This is a genomic window from Rhizobacter sp. P2_H2 (genome assembly GCF_056403375.1).
In genome coordinates this window covers 1-3,052 of sequence record NZ_JBFUFP010000670.1, presented here as the reverse complement: position 1 = coordinate 3,052, position 3,052 = coordinate 1, and the positions used below count along the sequence as shown (strand labels likewise).

Below are 3,052 nucleotides of genomic sequence, written 5' to 3'. Positions count from 1 at the left end.
CGGGATGTCGGTGGCCAGCACCGAGCTGTGGCGGATCACCTCGTGCAGGATCGTCACGAAGCCGGCGCGCTCTTCGTTCGGCACCATGCGCAGCAGCGCCCGCATGCTCGGCGTGTCGCCCGGGCCGAGGCCGAACACCCGCAGCCCCTCAACGGAGAACAGCGGGTTGCCGTGGCCGCGGTGCCAGTCGAAGCTGCCCATGCGCGCCAGGTCCTGTGCGCGCGCGAGCTTCGACTTGCTGCGTTCCAGCTCCTGGCGGGTGCGCGACGAGCGCAGCAGGTAGCGCAGCCGGCCGGCCAGCAGGCTCCAGTGGGTCGACTTGACGAAGAAATCGGTGGCGCCGGCCTCGTAGGCGCGGGTGATCGACGCGTCGTCGTCGAGCCCGGTCAGCATCAGCACCGGCATCGACTCGAAGCCCGGCAGCGAGCGCAGCTCGCGGCAGGTCTCGAAGCCGTCCAGCCCGGGCATCAGCGCGTCCAGCACGACGACGTCGGGCGACCAGTCGGCCAGGATCTGGATCGCCCGCTCGCCGCTGGTGGCCTCGGTGATCGCGAAACCGCGCTCGCGCAGCGCGATGGCGGTGAGCAGCAGGTTGACCTCGTCGTCGTCCACCAGCAGCACGCGCGGCTGCCCGAGCAGGTCGTCGTCGGGCAGCGGCGCGCTCGAGCTCATGAAGTCAGCGGCCCAGCAACCGGCGCGTGGCAGCCACGACGATCACCACCTCGGCCTGCAGCGCCACGATGCGATCGTCCATGCCCTGCGTCGCCTCGCGGCGCACCATGGCTTCGATTTCTGCGCAGATTTGAGACATCTTGAGGGCCCCGATGCTCGCGGAAGACGACTTCAGCGTGTGTACCACGTGCCGGATGCCCGTCAAGTCGTGGGACGCCTGAGCATCCTGCAATTGGGGGAGAAGACGCTCGAGCGAGGTATCGAAGGCCTTCATGACCCGCTCGAGCAGCTGGTTCTCGCCGCTCGGGTCGAGCTCGCGCAGGCGGTCGAGCGCGCCGGCATCGAGCACGCCATCGGCGGCGGCCGCCGGAACAGCGGGGGCCGGAGCGGCCACGCCGCCGGTGGGCGAGCTGTCGGGATCCACAGGCGCCGCGGGGCGCAATCGTTTGGAAAGCATGGCGAGCAGTTGGCTTTGGCGGAATGGCTTGGACAGATAGTCGTCGAAACCGAGTTCGAGAAACCGTTCTTCATCCCCTCCCAGGGCATTGGCCGTCACGGCGATCACCGGCGTTTCGGTCGGCGTCAGGAAGTTGAACCGTCCCGAGCGGCTGCGCCGGAACCAGTTCAACGCCTCGACGCCGTCCATGCCGGGCATCTGGATGTCCATCAGCACCAGATCGAAGCGCCGCTCGCACAACGCCTTCAAACCCTCCAGCGCCGAGGCGCTGACCTGGACCTGGCACCCCAGCGCCCGGAGYATCTGGCCGATGACCTCCTGGTTGACCGGATTGTCTTCGATGACAAGGATCTGTGCGTTCAGCCGGGGCGTCAAGCGCGTCGCATCGGCGCGGTGGCTGGAGATGCCCAGGATCGCCTGGCGCAGCTCGGCCTTGCGCACCGGCTTCGCGACGAAGCGGTCGAAGCCGGCGCGGTGCGCCGCCCGCACGTCGTCCGGCGACGACACCGACGACAGCAGGATCATCTTCATGCCGCTGCCCGGGCGCTCCGGGCCGAGCGCCTTCAGTGCATGGGCCAGGCCCATGCCGTCGAGCCGCGGCATGTGCATGTCGACCAGCGCCAGGTCGAAGCGGGGGTCGACCGGCGTCGCGCCCGACAGGATCGCCAGCGCCTGCCGGCCGTCCTCGGCCAGCACCACCTGCATGCCCCAGGCGCCGAGCATGTTGTCGAGCACGGTGCGGTTGGTCTCGTGGTCCTCGACCACCAGCACGCGCAGGGCCGGCATCTGCGTCACGTCGAGCCCCGGCGACGTGGTGTCGCCGCCGGCGCTGTCGGCAGGCGCCATCGGCATGCTGAAGATGAAGCGCGAGCCGATGCCCGGCGAGCTCTGCACCTCGATGTCGCCGCCCATCAGCTCGACCAGCTGCTTGGAGATCGCGAGGCCCAGCCCGGTGCCGCCGTAGCGGCGCGACATGCCGCCATGCGCCTGCGTGAAGGCGCTGAACAGGCGCGGCAGCACCTCGTCCTCGATGCCGATGCCGGTGTCGCGCACCTCGAACTCCAGCCACAGCGCGCGGTCGGCCGACTGCGCCGGCATCGGCATGCGCACGTCGACGACGATCTCGCCGGCTTCGGTGAACTTGATCGCGTTGGCCACCAGGTTGGTCAGCACCTGGCGCAGCCGCAGCGGGTCGCCGTGCACGTGGCTCGGCATGCCGGGTTCCTCGCGGAAGCTCAGCTCCAGGCCCTTCTCGTGCGCGCGCGGCGCGAGCAGCTCGAGCGTGTCCTCGACCACCGAGCGCAGCGAGAAATCGACCGGCGCCAGCTCCAGCCGCCCGGCCTCGATCTTCGAGAAATCGAGGATGTCGTTGATGATCTCCAGCAGCGCCTCGCCGGAGCGGTACACCGCCTGCGCGAAGCGTTTCTGGCGGTCGTTCAGCGCGGTGCCCAGCAGCAGCTCGGTCATGCCGAGGATGCCGTTCATCGGCGTGCGGATCTCGTGGCTCATGTTGGCCATGAACTGGCTCTTGGCCTGGCTGGCGGCCTCGGCGATGTCGCGCGCGCGCTTCAGCTCGTTCTCGTGCTCCAGCTCCTCGGTGACGTCGCACACCAGGCCGTACACGCGAAGCTCGCCGTCGGGCATGCGGCGCGAGCGGGTGCGCGAGCGCAGCCAGCGCACGCCCTTGACCGGATGCTGGATGCGCACGCGGATGTCGGCCGGCTGCAGCTGTTCCTCCAGCTCGCGGCGGGCCGCCAGCAGGTGGCGGTCTTCCGGCAGCACGCGCGACAGGAAGGAGTTCGGCGTGCGCTCGAACTCGTCCTGCGGCGTGCCCCAGGTGTCGTAGCTGCTCTCGGCGAGGAAGTGGAAGCGGTCGCGCGCCGGGTTGGTGACGAACAGGCTGTCTTCCACCGTGTGCGCGAA

General features: G+C 69.5%; 2 protein-coding genes. Both read right to left on the bottom strand.

Going from position 1 to position 3,052, the window contains the following annotated elements; genetic code table 11:
- Positions 1-672: response regulator (locus AC1D15_RS24435; protein WP_477828010.1), on the bottom strand; the 672-nt coding region annotated here is incomplete at its 3' end.
- A gap of 4 nt (positions 673-676) precedes the next feature.
- Positions 677-3,052 (bottom strand): PAS domain-containing hybrid sensor histidine kinase/response regulator (locus AC1D15_RS24430; RefSeq protein WP_477828009.1); only part of this gene is annotated, 2,376 nt, incomplete at its 5' end.